We start from the raw sequence: 14,776 nt of genomic DNA on the forward strand, positions 1-14,776 counted from the left end.
AAATTCGATTTTTAATTATTTCACACGGTGATTTAAAGATTGAGTAATGGGTTCCGTACAGTTTCGGGAGAGTTATTTATTCCCGGAGGGCGATGTCCATGAAACGTATCAGGCTACAAGTCACGGTTCTTGCGTGTGTACCGATGATTGCCCTAATGGGTTTCGCAGCGTTCAGTGTCTATGAAAAAGCTGTCGAGCTGTCGCATCATTCGTTTATGCGGCCGATGACGAGAATTGCCGAAGATTCCGGCAATCTGGTGCACGAGCTGCAAAAAGAACGCGGCATGACTGTCAGCTTGATCAAGAGCGACTACGACACCGGCCTCGGTGGCAAGCTGAAAGCGCAACGCTCCAGCACGGATGCCGCGCTCAAGATATTCGACGACCATCTGGCATCACTGGAACTCAGCGACGACGACCTCATGAAGGATCTGCATCATGTCGCCGAGGAAGTGCACAAGATCACGACAGTTCGCAAGGAAGTGGATGGGAAGAAACTTCAGGTGAAGGATGTTCTCAAGCATTATTCGCACGAAGTGGAAGAGCTGATCCATGTCGTGGGGATTACAACGGAGGTGAGCCCTTCCAAAGAAATAACCGCTGAACTTCTGCCTTACCTGACGATTGTCGAAGCGATGGAGTCCGGCGGGCTGGAACGGGCGACGGGTGCGGCCCTGCTGAACGAGTTCAACGCCACCGGCAAGATCGATTCAACGATCTACAGATCGGTCATCACCAACTACGGCGGGGAAAGTGCCTTTTTGAAGGAGTTCAAATCGGTTGCCATTCCCGAACAGAAAGAACTCTGGAAGAAGATGGTTACGGGAGCCGATCTCGATCAGGCACTGGCCTGGCGCGATCTGATCCACACTCTGCCTCAGACGCAGGATGCCGAAGGTCTTGAGGGGGCGGTATGGTTTGCCATGGCAACCAAACGGCTGAACCTCATGAAGAAGTTCTCCGATGAACTCATTCACAGGGCGGAAGCGGCCGCCGATGCGGATGTCGCCAGGCTTTCACAGCAGGTTTTCTGGCTTTCGGTCCTTGCAGTTGTCTTTGTTGTTGCCACGCTTGCCCTGGTTATCTGGCAGGTCCGTTCGATCACAAATACCCTGGTCCGGCAGCGGGACAGTGTCACCAGCCTTGTCGACGGCGATCTGGATGTCGTGATCATGGACACGGACAGGCCTGACGAAATTGGCGATATCGCCCGTGCGTCTGCTGTTTTCCGAGACAATCTGCGCCATCAGCGCGAGATGGAGGAAGAGACAGCGGCAAGGCGGGAAGCGCGCCAGAAGCGCGCCGAGCAGTTGGAAAACGCCATTCACCATTTCGAGACTTCGGTGTCGACGATCCAGGAACAGCTTTCCACGGAGACCGAAGGCATGAGGTCCAGTGTCGGCGAGATGATCAAGATCGCCATGCATGCCGACGAAAGCGCCAAGGCTGCCGACGCGGCCACCGGTCAGGCGACCGCAAACGTTCAGACCGTTGCGTCAGCCGCCGCCGAGCTGTCCGCCTCCATCGGCGAAATTTCGCGGCAGGCGAACTCAGCCACGGAAATCTCTGCAGATGCGTCCGAAACCGCAATCTCGGCGGACCGGGATATTTCGCTTCTCGCGGAAACTGCGGACAAGATCGGCGAAGTTGTCGAAATCATCCGGGCAATCGCGGAACAGACCAACCTCCTGGCCCTGAACGCGACGATCGAGGCCGCGCGTGCGGGTGAAGCCGGCAAGGGCTTCGCGGTGGTTGCCGCGGAAGTCAAGGAACTGTCCACGCAGACGGCGAAGGCAACCGACGAGATCGCGAGCCAGATCACCGGGGTTCAGAATTCGACACAGAAGTCGGTTGCTGCCATCCGGTCGATTGTCGAGCGGATCCAGGAAGTCCAGTCGGTGTCGGAAACCATTTCGACGTCCGTCGACGAGCAGAGCGCGGCAACGAGCGAGATCACCCAGAGCATCACCTTCGCGTCGGACGGTGCCACCTCGGCGGCCTCGAATGTTGCCGAAGTGTCCAGTTCGATCGATCAGACCCGGGACCAGTCGCAAGTGATGAGCCAGTCCGCCGAACAACTGGGCCTGGTGGCTGCGGATCTTTCCCAGGCCGTCAATCAGTTCCTTGGAGAGGTGCGCGAACAGGTGGCCTGAACCAGGCCGTGCCTGCCATAGCATTGCAGACAAACCAGAGGCCGGCGTCATCAGGACGCCGGCCTTTGCCGTGGCCGCATAAATTACGGTATGCATCAAAGGCGGTGCTGAATGTGTTGGTCCTGGACTGGCCGCCCGTTGACACCCGCCTCGACAAGGCGGAACTCGACCGGGAGGGACAAGCGGCGTCACGGCCTTTCCGAAACCTGCTCAAACGACGGCACCCAGTTCAGTCCCCCAAAGACTTTTCTTGCCGATCTGTGCGGCGAGCAAGTATCGCCGGTCAATGGCTTCAGGTTTCCGGTACGGCCACCACGTCTTGTCCCCATCAATTCCCTGATCTGCGCCTCGCCAGCGCCGCTTTGTTGCTATAATGTTCTCGCAAAGACCTCTTGGCAACCGGACCAGTAAACCATGGCAGACCCGGACGGGTATGACGATCCATTTGACGATCCTTTTCAGCCCGTCGGAACCAGGGCGGAGCCGGCTCCCGCACCTGTGCGCCCGCAAGGGGGGATCGCCGCCCGGGCGATGGCAGCCCGGCGGGCGCCTGATTATCTGACCGGACTGAACCCGGAGCAGCGGCTTGCCGTGGAAACAACGGAGGGTCCGCTGCTTGTGCTGGCCGGCGCGGGAACGGGCAAGACCCGCGTTCTGACCACCCGGATTGCGCATATTCTGGCGTCAGGTCTGGCGCGCCCTTTCGAGATCCTTGCCGTCACCTTCACCAACAAGGCCGCGCGGGAGATGAAGGAACGCATCGCGGGCTTTGTCGGCGGCAATGTCGAGGGCATGGCCTGGCTCGGCACCTTCCATTCCATCTGTGTGAAGATCCTGCGCAAGCATGCCGAACTGGTGGGCCTGCAATCCAGTTTCTCCATTCTCGACACGGACGACCAGATCCGCCTGATCAAGCAGATCATCCAGGCCGAGGGGCTGGACGACAAGCGCTGGACCGCCAAGGCCTTCGCCGGGATGCTCGACGGCTGGAAGAACCGTGCCCTGACCCCGGATCAAGTGCCCGAGGGAGAGGCGCGCGCGTTCGCCAACGGCAAGGGCCGCAAGCTTTACGAGCAATACCAGGAACGTCTTTCGATCTTGAACGCGGCCGATTTCGGGGATCTGCTTCTGCACGTGATCACCCTGTTCAAGAGCCGTCCGGACGTCCTTGCGGAGTATCAGCGGCGCTTCCGCTACATGCTGGTCGACGAATACCAGGACACCAACATTGCCCAGTATCTGTGGCTGCGCCTGTTGGCCCAGGGCAACCCGAATGTCTGCTGCGTCGGCGATGACGATCAGTCGATCTACGGTTGGCGCGGGGCCGAGGTCGACAACATCCTGCGCTTCGAGCACGACTTCAAGGGCGCGGAAGTGATCCGTCTGGAACGCAATTACCGCTCGACCAGCCATATTCTGGCAACCGCATCTCATCTGATCTCCTTCAACGAAGGCCGTCTCGGCAAGACGCTGTTCACCGATTTCGACGAACCTGACCACGACCTGGTGGCCGTTGCCTCGGTCTGGGATTCCGAGGAAGAGGCGCGCAGCATCGGCGACGAAATCGAGGCCCTGCAGGCAAAAGGGCATGCATTGAACGAAATGGCGGTGCTGGTGCGGGCCTCGTTCCAGATGCGCGAGTTCGAGGACCGTTTCGTCACACTCGGGCTGAACTACAGGGTCATCGGTGGGCCGCGTTTCTATGAGCGCATGGAAATCCGGGACGCCATGGCCTATCTCCGCTGTGTTGCGCAGCCGGCGGACGATCTGGCGTTCGAGAGGATCGTCAACACGCCGAAGCGCGGCCTCGGCGACGCGACGCTGAAACTGGTGCATGGCCTCGCCCGTGCCGAGCGTATTCCGCTGATGCAGGCCGCCAGTCAATTGATCGATACGGAAGAGCTGAAGCCCAAGCCGCGCAATGCCCTGAAGACCGTGCTCGACAACTTCGAGCGCTGGCGGCGTCAGCTCGATCAGATCAGGCATACCGAGCTTGCCGAAATCATTCTCGATGAAAGCGGCTATACCCAGATGTGGCGGCAGGACCGGTCTGCGGAGGCTCCCGGGCGGCTGGACAACCTCAAGGAGCTGATCCGCTCCATGGAGGAGTTCGAGTCCCTGGCGGGGTTCCTGGAACACATTTCCCTCGTGATGGACCGGGACAGTGCCGATGCGTCCGATGCGGTTTCCATCATGACGCTGCATTCCGCCAAGGGTCTTGAGTTCGACACGGTGTTTCTGCCCGGATGGGAAGAGGGGCTGTTTCCGCATCAGCGCGCGCTGGACGAAAGCGGGCGCGCCGGGCTGGAAGAAGAGCGCCGGCTGGCCTATGTCGGCATCACGCGCGCGAAAAAACGGGCGAAACTCTATTTTGCCTCCAACCGGCGCATTCACGGCCTTTGGCAATCGACCGTGCCGTCGCGCTTTCTGGATGAATTGCCACCGGACCATGTCGAGATCGGCGAACCGTCCTCGAACTATGGCGGGTATGCCGGCGGTGGCTATGGTCCGTCCCGTTTCGACAGTCACGATCCTTTCGAGAAGGGCAGCTATTCGACGCCGGGCTGGAAACGGGCACAGCGCGCCCGGCAGGCCTCCGACGGGTTCTCCGACAGCGGGGGGCGCGGTCAGCAATCCGCGCGCACGAAACGTCAGGGGCCGCTGACCATCGAGGGCGAACTGGTCGCCAAATCCGTCAGCGACACGCCGTCGGAGTATTCTGTCGGCGAGCGGGTGTTCCACATCAAGTTCGGCTACGGCGCCATCAGACTGATCGAAGGCAACAAGCTGACCATCGATTTCGAAAAGGCGGGCGTGAAGAAGGTCATCGACAGTTTTGTCGAGCGGCACTGAGCCGGAAACCGGCGTCGTTTCGGGTGCCCGTTCCCCGAAGCAAAAGTCCCCGAAATAAAACAGAATCGGCCGCCAGATGGCGGCCGGCTTCCCGAAAACGGCAGTCGGGTGACAGTGGAAGTGCTGCTGTCACCGGATGGCGGGACCCTTGTCTCCTGCCGGCCCGACTTGAGCCGGGGCCGGGGCGTTCCGCAGCATGTCAGGCTGTGTAATCAGCCAACAGGGACGCGACGCTGGAGACGGACTGTTCGCCTGAGCCGTCATAGGCCGATCCGCTCTGAAGCTGGGACAGGATCGCGCTCATCAGGTCTTCTGTCTCGCCGCCGGGAGGCGGTCTCTGTCCGCCGGGAGGAGGTCCGCCGAGCTCACCTTCCTCGAACAGGTCCGCCAGTTTGTCGGCCTGTTCCTGATCGAGGGTTCCGGCCTCGACCTGTTCTGACAGCATGGAGTCGAAATTCGCCTGCATCTCTTCCTGGGTCGGTGGCGTGCTGCCTTGCTCCGGCGGGCCGGATTCCATCCGTTCGGCATGGATCGCGTCCAGCGCTTCCAGCATCGCATCCTGATCGTCTGCGGAAATCTCGCCCGCTTCGACCTGCGCACTCAGGCTGTTGACCGCCTGATCCCGGGGCGAGCCACCCGGCGGCATCATTGGCATTGAACCGATTTGCATGTTCGTTCACTCCGTGAAAGGGTTGATACGCCTATACTTCGGGAACGGTGGCGCCGGAAAGGTTAATGGCATCTTAACTCTCGCGGGCCGCAGTTTTCGGTTTGTTTCCGTTGATTTTACGAGAAACAAACAGAAACACTTTTCCGGAATACAGGCCGCGCGAAGCGGCTGAAATTCCGGCCTGAAAAGGGATATGGTCCCGCCATGCACAGACCGTCACACATCCTTGTCGTCGAGGACGACTCCGAAATCGGATTGCTGATCAAGCGGCATCTGGTGTCAAGTGATTTCAAGGTCACGCTGGCGCGTGACGGAGCCGAGATGGACCGTTTGCTGGCCAGCAACCGGGTCGATCTCGTTCTGCTTGACCTGATGCTTCCCGGCGAGGACGGCATCAGCATCTGCCGGCGCCTGCGCGCGACCAGCTCGGTGCCGATCATCATCGTCTCGGCCAAGAACGAGGATATCGACCGTGTGGTCGGGCTGGAGGTGGGGGCGGACGACTATGTGCCCAAGCCGTTCAGTCCGAGGGAACTGATCGCCCGGGTGCGCGCGCTGTTTCGCCGTGTCGAACTCGGGTCCGTCGCGGCTCCGGCCGCTGTGGGGATGCTGCATTTCGAGTCGTGGCAGATGGATTGCCGGCTGAGGACCCTGCACAATTGCGGGGGAGCACTCGTGTCCGTGACCCCTGCGGAATTCAACCTGCTTCAGGTTCTGGTGGAACGCGGAGGTAGGGTTCTGAGCCGGGAACAGCTCGTCGAGCTGACATACGGCCAGTTCGGCGCGACCAACGGGCGCAATATCGACATCCTGATCAGCAGGTTGCGTTCAAAGCTCGAGGCGGGCGGAGCGCCCTACCAGTTCATTCGTACGGTGCGTGCCGGAGGGTACGAATTCGTTGCTCCGGTGGCGCGGGATGAAGCGGTTGCTTAACCGGCTCTGGCCGGACAGCATGCTGCACCAGATACTGGTGCTGCTGGGCGTTTCCGGGCTGTTCATGATCATCGTCGGCGCCGCGGTCAGTTACATCCTGCAGCAGAGCCGCGACCAAAATCACTCGATCATGAACAGCCATTTCATCAGCGTCGTTATCGGGAAGCTGAACGAAACCGCGGCGGAGGACCGGCCGGCGGTTCTCGAGGGGCTCCGGACCGATCTTCCCGACATTTCGATCGAACTGGTTGGCGAAGAAGTACTCGCCGGTCCCGACGTTAGAGGCGAAGGCACCCGGTTCGGTCCATTCCGGACCGGAGAAACGCTGCTCGGCATGCGCCTTGAACACGTCGTCGCTCCCGGCTTGCGCGGTAAGAATTCCGGACCGCTGATTTATGTCAGGCTCAGGGATGGCGCGCTTATCGCCGCCGAATGGGGCGGACGGGGACCGCCACCTTCAATTCTGGGCATGCCTTTCTTCCTGTTTTTCGGGTTCATGGCACTGACATTTTGCGGCCTGATGATCTGGGCTGTCCGGGGACTGGTCGGCCCGCTGTCGGACCTTGCGTCTGCCGCCAGGAATTTCGGGGAAAGCTCCACCGCGCCGGTGCCGATCCGCGAAGCCGGCCCGCGCGAGGTGCGTGCGGCTGCTCACGCGTTCAACCGGATGCAGCTCCGGATCGACGAATTTCTGAACAAGCGGACACGCATGCTCGCCGCCATCAGCCACGACCTGAGGACACCACTGACCCGGCTGGGGCTGCGCCTGGATCTTCTGGAAGAGGGCGAGATTCGCGACCGCAGCCTCCAGGATCTCCAGCAGATGGAGCAACAGCTCGATTCCGCGCTGACATTCCTGCGCGACGGCGCCACCTCGGAACCTGTCCAGCGGATCGATCTGCCCAGCTTTCTTCAGTCCCTGGCCGACCAGTATGCCGATATCGGCCATGCGGTCACGCTCGCCTTCGAGGCCGGTCTGGCCGTTGACGCGCGCACCACCGAGCTGACGCGAGCCTTGTGCAATCTGATCGACAATGCCACGCATTACGCCCGCGATGTCGAGATCCGTGCTTCTCGCAAGGACGACACCGTGCGGATCGACGTCATCGATCATGGACCGGGGATTGCCGAGGCCGACCGGGTGCGCCTGCTTGAGCCTTTCGAACGCGGTGACGCGGCACGCCAGCTTCGCGACGGCACGGGCTTCGGTCTGGGGCTGCCGACGGCAAGGGCGGTCGCGGAAGCGGCTTCGGGCCGTCTCGACCTGCTGGACACCGCCGGTGGCGGTCTTACGGTGCGCCTCACCCTGCCCGTCGCCGAAGGTCCCAGGCAGGACAAAGCCGGGCCAAAACCCGCTCCGGAAGATGGCTGAGGCTAAAGATCCACGCCACCGGGCTGGACCAGCAGGGTGCGTTCCTTGAGGTAGGGATGGATCTCGACGGCTTCACGCAAGGCCTGTTGGCCGAGTTTAACACGTCCAAGGGTCATGAAGATCATGGCTTTTCCCGAAAGGGCACCGAAGTGGCGTGGTTCCAGCGCGAGCGCGCGTGCGATATCCTCCAGGCTGGCTTCGTAATTTCCCTGTAAAAACAGGACGAAGGCGCGCTGGTTCCAGCCCTCGGCATAGTCCGGTGCTTCGGTGATGATCTTGTCCAGCAGCGCGCGTGCACCGGCCAGGTCATAGGCGTGACGGCGGCTCATGGCCTCTTCGAGCCTGGCCTGTATCTCGGGATTCGGCGCCGCCTCGAACCAGGATTTCCAGATTTCGTTTTCGATCTTCTCGGCTTCGATCTCGCTCGGCGCGTTTTTCAACGCTTCGAACAGGGCCTCCTTTCGGGAAGCTGCCGACGCGGCCGGCGTCATCAAGGCGGCGCTCAGGAGCATCATTGCCAAAACGCGCAAGAGTGTGACCAGGCGGATAATCTCGGTGGCGCCCTGCATGGCTCAATTCCTCTCCATTCAAGCGAAAAATGGGGCATTGCACCGGATTGACCAGTGTTTCGGACCTGATTCGCTGGTTTAGGGCGCGGCTTGCCGGTATACCGCTCGCCTTGAAGCCAATCACCGAAGGCAATTGCGGACATGAAAACCATCCGGGTACGGATCACTGCCGAAGAACTCGAAGCCAAGCGGATTTCGGAGATCCTGGAACGCGCATTTGAAGACGACGGCAATCCTGTGACCATTTACGAGGTCACTGCGGATGGGCGGACATGGGCCGCGGAAATCCTTCTTTTCGGAATGGAGCCGGATGAAGCTGCCGCGACGGTGCGCGACCGGGTCGGCGCCGATGCCTTCGCCGCGCCGCTTGAAGCGGAGCAACTGCCGGATATCAACTGGGTGGAAAAAAGCCTCGAGGGATTGAAGCCGGTCCGGGCCGGCCGGTTCGTCGTGCATGGCGGGCATGACCGGGACAAGGTGCCGCCGGGTGCCATCGGCCTAGAAATCGAGGCAGCGCTTGCCTTCGGGACCGGCCATCACGGCACGACTGCGGGGTGCCTGGAGGAAATCGACAGGCTGCTGTCCTTACGCGAATACGACCGGATTCTCGATCTGGGGACGGGAACGGGCGTGCTGGCCATCGCGGCCGCGCTCAAGGGCCGTCAGGGTGTTCTGGCGACGGATATCGACCCGGTGGCCACACGTACGGCGCTTCAGAACGCCCGTCTCAACGGGGCGTCGCATCTGATCAGCGGCTTCACGGCCAATGGCATGGAAGACCGGCGATTTCGCCTCCATGGGCCCTTCGACCTCGTGATCGCCAACATTCTGGCGCGGCCGCTGATGAAGATGTCCAGATCCATCGGCGAACGCATGACCCGCACCGCGACGCTGGTCCTGTCGGGCCTGCGCATCGAGGACGGTCCCAGGATCCTGTTCGCCTACCGGTGTCAGGGATTTGTCCTGGACAGGCGCCGCCAGAAGGACGGTTGGCTGACCCTGACACTGGTGCGCGGCCGCAAAACGGCCTGAATCAGGCGCGAGCAGAATCGCAAGGAAAAAGGCCCGCCGGAAAATCCGGCGGGCCTTTACGGGTGCACAGTGGTGTTTGCGGAGACCGAAGGCCTCAGAATGCGCTGGTCGAAGCGCCTTCACGCTCGAGCCTGTCACGGTCGTAACCGTGGGCTGCCAGAGTTGCGTCGTCCAGAGACAGCAGGTAGCCGTTGACATAGCGGCGGGCCTGAACCGAACGGGCTTCGATCATGCGATCGAAAGCGCGGCGCATGAAGCTGCCGCCGGCGCGGGTCGAAGTGGTTGTCTTGATGGTCATCGTGATCATTCCCTTTATGGAGGTACAAGAGCTTCCCTAGGGAGAAACGTCTTTTTATTTTCTGATCCTTATATGCTCCTTCCTGGCTGATTCAGGTAGGCCTGAAGACGCATGACTGCCCTGCGCTCTTCGCATATGCGAAATGATTTGTTGCGTTGCGATAAAGGGGGTGGAACTTTCTTCGGATTGGCCAGACCGGAATGAATTATCCCGCTTGATCCGTTGCAACGGCCAAATTACCGTGTCCCGCATGTACCAGACATTTGACGATCTCAGCGATCCCTCCTGCGGAGCGCCGCATGCAGCGCTTCTCAGAGCCGAACTCGCCCGCCGTGGCCTTGACGGGTTTCTGATTCCGCGTGCCGACGCCCACCAGGGTGAATATGTGCCGCCGCACGACTGCCGCCTGCAGTGGCTTACCGGGTTCACCGGTTCTGCCGGGGTTGCAGCGATCCTCGGCGAGGAAGCGGCGATTTTCGTCGATGGCCGATACACCATTCAGGTGCGCGAGCAGGTCGACATGGAGGTCTTCCCCGCCCGTCATCTGGTCACCGAGCCGGTAACGGACTGGCTGGCACAGCGCCTGAAACCGGGTCAGAAACTGGGCATAGACGCGCTGTTGCACACGGTGCAGGAAGTGCGCCGCCTGAGTGCAGTCTGCGAGCAGGCCGGAGCGGAACTGGTGCGGCTCGAAGACAATCCGGTCGACACTGTCTGGGACGATCGTCCGGAGCCGCCGGTTGGAAACGTGTCGCTCTTTCCGGCCGTACTGGCCGGACGGGAGGCGACAGACAAGCTCGCCGAGATCCAGGCAGCACTTCTTGAGAAGAAAGCCGATGCCTGCGTGCTGACGCAACCTGATTCCATTGCCTGGCTGTTCAATATCCGTGGCTCGGATGTAACGCACTCGCCGATTCCGCTGTCCTTCGCGACGGTCCCGTCCGAGGGGCGGCCGGCGCTCTATATCGATGGCCGCAAACTGTCCAATTCGGTTCGAGATGCCCTGTCAGGCCTGACGGACCTCGCCGAACCGGGGGCGTTTCTGCCGGGACTGGAAGCTCTTGGCGGCAAGGGAGCACGGGTCCTGATCGATCCGGCCCTGGCCGGGATCGGTATCGCGGATGCGATCACCGGGGCCGGCGGCACGCTGGTGGAAGCCCAGGATCCGGTGCTGCTGCCCAAGGCAATCAAGAATGAAGCCGAACTGAACGGGGCGCGGACCGCCCATGTGCGCGATGCGGCCGCCTATGTGAATTTTCTCGCGTGGTTCGACGAGGTTGCGCCCAAAGGCGCGCTCGACGAAATCGGCGCTGCGGAGAAACTGGAGGAATTCCGCCGGGAGACCGGCGTTCTGAAAGACATTTCCTTCGATACCATATCAGGTGCGGGCCCCAACGGAGCGATCTGCCACTATCGTGTCGGCCGGTCCAGTAATCTCAAGATCCCGCTCGGCAAGCCGTTTCTGATCGATTCGGGTGCCCAGTACGAGGACGGCACCACCGACATCACCCGCACGATCGCGGTTGGCGACGTGAGCGCGGAAATGAAGCGCCACTACACGCTGGTGCTGAAAGGGCATATCGCCATCTCGACGGCGAAGTTTCCCGAAGGCACGACAGGGGCACAGCTCGACACGCTCGCCCGGATCGACCTGTGGAAGGCAGGCCTCGATTTCGACCACGGCACCGGCCATGGCGTGGGCGCCTATCTCAGTGTCCACGAGGGCCCGCAACGCATATCCAAGACAGGAACGGTGCCGTTGAAGCCGGGGATGATCCTGTCCAATGAACCGGGATACTACCCGGCGGGAGAATACGGAATCCGCCTGGAGAATCTCGAGATCGTCACGGGTCCTGTCGACATTGCAGGCGGCGAGCGGGCGATGCTCGGTTTCGAAACGATCACCCTGGTGCCGATGGATCTCCGGCTGGTGGAAACGGCGCTGCTGACCCATGACGAACGGGCCTGGCTGAACCGGTATCACGAGCGGGTCCGGTCCGAAATCGGGCCGCTGGTCGGCGCCAGGGAACGGATCTGGCTGGAACAGGCGACCAAAGCGATCTAGAACAGCGCGTGGGGCTGGCCATTCCGGTCAGGCGACCCCGGCCATGGTCCATGTTGCAGCTGAAAATTGATATCCGAGGTTCCGAATGCGCGCGGCAGACGTTCTCAAGATGCCCCTTTACGCAGCCGAGCTGGCCACGGGGGCCAAGTCCTTTCGTGACAATCCCCTCATTGGCAGCCGCCGGCTCAACGAGGCCGGGTTGCATGTGAAACGCGTCAGACTGGCCGAGCAGATGGCGGATGCCAGGCGGGCAAGGCTGGCGTCCCTGGTGAGCGAGGAAGAGCGCGCAGCTTACCAGCGCGACGGTTTCATCGTGACACACGATCTTCTGCCGGATGCGGATATTGCCGGGCTGCGCCGGGAAATCGAGACAACGCCGTTCGATGCCTGGGACATGCGCCAGGGCAACGCCGTCACGCGCTTCATTCCGCTGCCGCCGAAGGTACTCGAGGATTTGCCGTATCTGAAGTCGGCGGTGTGGAGCCATCCTTTCCAGAACGGCTTGCGCTATGTGGGGGCCACCAACAGTGACCCGCTGGTCTATCTGCACATCGTGATGACGAACCCGGACGGAAAACGCAAGGCGGATCCGCAGACGGCATTCCATTCAGACACGTTCCATCCGACCGCGAAAGCCTGGTTCTTTCTTTACGACATAGACGATCGCGAAGGGCCCTTCTGCTACGTCCCGGGATCGCACCGCATGACGCCCGAACGGCTGGAATGGGAGCGCGAACAGAGCCTGGCGGCCGCTTCGGCGAAAAACGGGAACCACGCGGGCGGTTCCTTCCGCCTGACTTCCCAAGAATTCGGCCGGCTGAAGTATGGCGAGCCCGTGCGGTTCGCGGTGCCGGGAAACTCGCTGGTGGTTGCCGATACGCATGGCTTCCACGCCCGCGCCGCAAGCGACAGGCCTTCGGTCAGGATCGGGCTTTACGGATCTCTGCGCCGCAATCCCTTCGTGCCGTGGACCGGGCCGGACCTGTTCAGCCTGCCGGGTCTGAAAGGGCGCCAGGCCCAGATCCACATGGCGCAGAAAGATCTGCAAATGCGCCTGAAGGGGCGCACCTCCCATCGTTACGCGGGCAAGGTGCTGGCGACCGATCCGTCCAGGTTCTGAAACACCTCGAAACGTCCGGAGCGGATCAACTGTGCTCTTCGCGGGTCGCATTGATCAGGGCCGCATTGAAATAGCGCAGTCCCCGCACATGTCTGGCGATGCCTATGATGCGGGTCGCATCGCCTTTGCGGACCACGGGCAGGGCGGACAAGCCACAGGAATCGAAGCTCTTCAGGGCGCTTTCCAAAGTGTCCGTCTCGTGCAGGTAAGGTCCGTCCTCGCCCGGATTGAAAGTGCGCTCCTCCTCGGTCTCCGGCGGCGGATCCATGAAATCGCGGACCTTGACCTTTTCGCTCAGGAACTGGTGGACACCTTCGTTCACGAAGCAGCCGCGCATACCGAGCTGCCAATGGAAATAGGACTTGCCGTGAACCGCCTGCGTCAGTCCGGTGGCGATCGACACCGACAGGAGCAGGGCGATCGACAGGGCGTAGCCGCCGGTCAGTTCGAACACGATCACCGTGGTCGAGAAGGGGGCCCCGAGCACGGCTGCGGCAACGGCGCCCATTCCGAGAATGGCGTAGAGACCGTGGCTTGACGCCATCTCCGGGAAAACCGCAGCGGCAATCAGGCCGAAGGCGCCCCCGGTCATGGCCCCAAGGTAGAGGGAAGGCGAGAATATGCCGCCGCCGAATCGCGATGCCAGCGTGATGGCCGTCGCCGCCGTCTTCACAACAAGCAGTGCCAGCAGGGTGGTGATGGACAGGGAATGCTTCAGGGCGAGATCGGTCGCCTCGTAGCCGACGCCCAGGATGCCTGGAAAGAATACGCCGAGGGTTCCGACCATCAGGCCGCCGATGGCCGGGCGCAGCCACAGCGGCATGGTGATGTTGCGGGCGATCCAGTCTGTCCCGATGAGCGCAAACTGGAAAATGATTGCAACGGCCGCGCAAGCAAGGCCGAGCAGGGCGAAGGCGGGGATTTCCAGATAGGATGTGATTTCGTAGGCCGGGATCTCGAAGGCGGCGATATCGCCGAACCAGAGCCGGGACAGCAGGGTGCCCATGACCGATGCCAGAACGATCGGCACGAAAGCGGACACCGCATAATGACCGAGCACAACTTCATGGGCAAAGAGCACACCTGCGATAGGTGCGTTGAACGAGGCGGAGACCGCGCTTGCGACCGCGCAGCCCAGAATAACGCGCCTTGCGGAATCCGGCAGGCTGAAATAGCTGCAGACGGCGGTGCCCAGGGTCGCTCCGAGATGGACGACGGGGCCTTCACGCCCGGCGCTGGCCCCGCTTCCGAGCGAAATCGTGGTCACAAGTGCCGACCAGAGGCCTGATTTCAGCGGCAGACCCCGTCCGCCATTGGCGCGCGCCTCGATGACATCGGCGACGGCACCGGCTCGTTTTTGCGGATGAAATCTCTGCAGGATCCAGCCAACCACCAGTCCGCCCGCTGCGGGTGCCAGCACGATGACCCACCAGGGCTGGCCGGCGGCGGCCTGCCAGGTCAATTCGGTCGTTGTGCCCAGCCACGGCCACTGGAACAGCCCGATCGCCGTTCGGAAGGCAATCGCCGCGAGCGCAACCAACGCGCCGACGAAGACAGCCAGGATCCAGACGACGTGCATCCGGCTTGCCCGGTACTGACGCAGGTTCGGCGTTATCCAGCCGGTGAGGATTTCGGGAAGCTGACCGGCTGTTTCCAGTATCTTGCGCATCAGACTCGATCGATGGGGCGTCGCGTTCTTTCGAGCCTGCAT

At 61.6% G+C, this 14,776-nt stretch carries 11 protein-coding genes; 7 read left to right on the forward strand and 4 right to left on the reverse strand.

The window, feature by feature from the left end:
• Positions 1-155 precede the first annotated feature (155 nt).
• Positions 156-2,153: a nitrate- and nitrite sensing domain-containing protein gene (locus WNZ15_RS05300; RefSeq protein ID WP_342892605.1), complete on the forward strand. Its 1,998-nt coding sequence runs from the start codon at positions 156-158 to the stop codon at positions 2,151-2,153.
• Between the two features lie 414 nt (positions 2,154-2,567).
• The gene (locus tag WNZ15_RS05305) at positions 2,568-5,006 is read left to right on the forward strand and encodes a UvrD-helicase domain-containing protein (protein ID WP_342891915.1); all 2,439 of its coding nucleotides are present in this window, start codon (positions 2,568-2,570) and stop codon (positions 5,004-5,006) included.
• A 199-nt stretch (positions 5,007-5,205) separates the two neighbouring features.
• On the opposite strand, the gene WNZ15_RS05310 is transcribed toward WNZ15_RS05305, so the two are convergent.
• Entirely contained in the window at positions 5,206-5,676 is a 471-nt protein-coding gene (locus WNZ15_RS05310; protein WP_342891916.1) for a hypothetical protein, read from the reverse strand.
• A 204-nt stretch (positions 5,677-5,880) separates the two neighbouring features.
• Here WNZ15_RS05310 and WNZ15_RS05315 point away from each other — a divergent pair, with 204 nt between their 5' ends.
• Both WNZ15_RS05315 and WNZ15_RS05320 read left to right on the forward strand, forming a co-directional pair.
• Positions 5,881-6,609 carry a response regulator transcription factor gene (locus WNZ15_RS05315; protein ID WP_342891917.1) on the forward strand — a complete coding sequence of 243 codons (729 nt, stop codon included), beginning with the start codon at positions 5,881-5,883 and terminating at the stop codon, positions 6,607-6,609.
• Positions 6,593-7,981 (forward strand): HAMP domain-containing sensor histidine kinase, encoded by a 1,389-nt coding sequence (locus WNZ15_RS05320; RefSeq protein ID WP_342891918.1) that lies wholly within the window; start codon positions 6,593-6,595, stop codon positions 7,979-7,981. The genes WNZ15_RS05315 and WNZ15_RS05320 overlap by 17 nt, the downstream gene beginning before the upstream one ends.
• 2 nt (positions 7,982-7,983) lie before the next feature.
• Here the strand turns inward: WNZ15_RS05320 and WNZ15_RS05325 are convergent, their stop codons facing one another.
• Positions 7,984-8,550, reverse strand: a complete 567-nt coding sequence (locus WNZ15_RS05325) for a tetratricopeptide repeat protein (protein ID WP_342891919.1) — start codon at positions 8,548-8,550, stop codon at positions 7,984-7,986.
• A 141-nt stretch (positions 8,551-8,691) separates the two neighbouring features.
• On the opposite strand from WNZ15_RS05325, the gene WNZ15_RS05330 reads away from it, so the two are divergent.
• A complete protein-coding gene (locus tag WNZ15_RS05330; protein WP_342891920.1) occupies positions 8,692-9,582 on the forward strand; it encodes a 50S ribosomal protein L11 methyltransferase in 891 nt (296 codons plus the stop codon).
• Between the two features lie 94 nt (positions 9,583-9,676).
• Here the strand turns inward: WNZ15_RS05330 and WNZ15_RS05335 are convergent, their stop codons facing one another.
• Positions 9,677-9,880, reverse strand: coding sequence for a hypothetical protein (locus WNZ15_RS05335; RefSeq protein WP_342891921.1), 204 nt, complete (start codon positions 9,878-9,880; stop codon positions 9,677-9,679).
• A 250-nt stretch (positions 9,881-10,130) separates the two neighbouring features.
• On the opposite strand from WNZ15_RS05335, the gene WNZ15_RS05340 reads away from it, so the two are divergent.
• Both WNZ15_RS05340 and WNZ15_RS05345 read left to right on the forward strand, forming a co-directional pair.
• The gene (locus tag WNZ15_RS05340; RefSeq protein WP_342891922.1) at positions 10,131-11,945 is read left to right on the forward strand and encodes an aminopeptidase P family protein; all 1,815 of its coding nucleotides are present in this window, start codon (positions 10,131-10,133) and stop codon (positions 11,943-11,945) included.
• Positions 11,946-12,030: 85 nt separating this feature from the next.
• Positions 12,031-13,065 carry a phytanoyl-CoA dioxygenase family protein gene (locus tag WNZ15_RS05345; protein ID WP_342891923.1) on the forward strand — a complete coding sequence of 345 codons (1,035 nt, stop codon included), beginning with the start codon at positions 12,031-12,033 and terminating at the stop codon, positions 13,063-13,065.
• Positions 13,066-13,090: 25 nt separating this feature from the next.
• Here the strand turns inward: WNZ15_RS05345 and WNZ15_RS05350 are convergent, their stop codons facing one another.
• Complete coding sequence (locus WNZ15_RS05350; protein WP_342891924.1) at positions 13,091-14,734, reverse strand: chloride channel protein; 1,644 nt, start codon at positions 14,732-14,734, stop codon at positions 13,091-13,093.
• Positions 14,735-14,776 lie beyond the last annotated feature (42 nt).

Origin of the sequence: Roseibium sp. AS2, assembly GCF_038900065.1 — a bacterium.
Classification (GTDB): domain Bacteria; phylum Pseudomonadota; class Alphaproteobacteria; order Rhizobiales; family Stappiaceae; genus Roseibium.

What these genes read in the sequence shown, in the direction of transcription:
- WNZ15_RS05300 (WP_342892605.1), top strand. Translation starts at nt 156, where the DNA reads ATGGGTTTCGCAGCGTTCAGTGTCTATGAAAAAGCTGTCGAGCTGTCG.
- WNZ15_RS05305 (WP_342891915.1), top strand. Translation starts at nt 2,568, where the DNA reads ATGGCAGACCCGGACGGGTATGACGATCCATTTGACGATCCTTTTCAG.
- WNZ15_RS05310 (WP_342891916.1), bottom strand. Translation starts at nt 5,676, where the DNA reads ATGCAAATCGGTTCAATGCCAATGATGCCGCCGGGTGGCTCGCCCCGG.
- WNZ15_RS05315 (WP_342891917.1), top strand. Translation starts at nt 5,881, where the DNA reads ATGCACAGACCGTCACACATCCTTGTCGTCGAGGACGACTCCGAAATC.
- WNZ15_RS05320 (WP_342891918.1), top strand. Translation starts at nt 6,593, where the DNA reads ATGAAGCGGTTGCTTAACCGGCTCTGGCCGGACAGCATGCTGCACCAG.
- WNZ15_RS05325 (WP_342891919.1), bottom strand. Translation starts at nt 8,550, where the DNA reads ATGCAGGGCGCCACCGAGATTATCCGCCTGGTCACACTCTTGCGCGTT.
- WNZ15_RS05330 (WP_342891920.1), top strand. Translation starts at nt 8,692, where the DNA reads ATGAAAACCATCCGGGTACGGATCACTGCCGAAGAACTCGAAGCCAAG.
- WNZ15_RS05335 (WP_342891921.1), bottom strand. Translation starts at nt 9,880, where the DNA reads ATGACCATCAAGACAACCACTTCGACCCGCGCCGGCGGCAGCTTCATG.
- WNZ15_RS05340 (WP_342891922.1), top strand. Translation starts at nt 10,131, where the DNA reads ATGTACCAGACATTTGACGATCTCAGCGATCCCTCCTGCGGAGCGCCG.
- WNZ15_RS05345 (WP_342891923.1), top strand. Translation starts at nt 12,031, where the DNA reads ATGCGCGCGGCAGACGTTCTCAAGATGCCCCTTTACGCAGCCGAGCTG.
- WNZ15_RS05350 (WP_342891924.1), bottom strand. Translation starts at nt 14,734, where the DNA reads ATGCGCAAGATACTGGAAACAGCCGGTCAGCTTCCCGAAATCCTCACC.